Source organism: Vibrio sp. 10N.222.49.C9 (assembly GCF_041474985.1).
Taxonomy (GTDB): domain Bacteria; phylum Pseudomonadota; class Gammaproteobacteria; order Enterobacterales; family Vibrionaceae; genus Vibrio; species Vibrio crassostreae_C.
Map to the genome: position 1 here is coordinate 1 of NZ_JBFRVD010001362.1, position 481 is coordinate 481.

The 481-nt window shown below is 46.4% G+C and carries 2 pseudogenes; both read left to right on the forward strand.

The annotated features are described in order from the left end of the window. Window positions 1-174 (forward strand): annotated as a pseudogene (locus tag AB4585_RS28295) (type II secretion system protein GspC); the annotation flags it as partial. A 95-nt stretch (window positions 175-269) separates the two neighbouring features. Then, window positions 270-481: pseudogene (locus AB4585_RS28300) on the forward strand (type II secretion system protein GspD); the annotation flags it as partial.

The following is a 481-nucleotide window of genomic DNA, read 5'->3' on the forward strand; positions in this document are numbered from 1 at the left end:
CTGTTTGATTCTGTTGGCCTGCAAGATGGCGATATCGCCGTTGAACTCAATGGCGCGGATCTTACGGAGCCGTCAGCGATGGGCGAGATTTGGAAGTCTTTGGGCGATTTAAGTGAGATTAACCTCACCGTTGAGCGAGATGGTCAACGCTACGATATTTATTTACAACTATAGTTTGGTAACAGCATTGTTATCGACTAGGAAGCATAGGCCTGTCTAATAGAGCCATGCTCGGCATGGAATGCCATTGATTTTTTTGGGAGTATGAAGTGAAAAGTTGGTTTAGCAAGAGCGCATGGTTGTTGATGGGAAGTTTGGTGTGTGCGCCAGCCTTCAGCGCCAATGAATTTAGCGCCAGCTTCAAGGGAACGGACATCGGCGAATTTATTAATATCGTCGGACGTAACTTAGAGAAAACCATCATTGTTGACCCTACGGTTAGGGGCAAGATCGATGTACGTAGCTACGATGTGCTTAACGA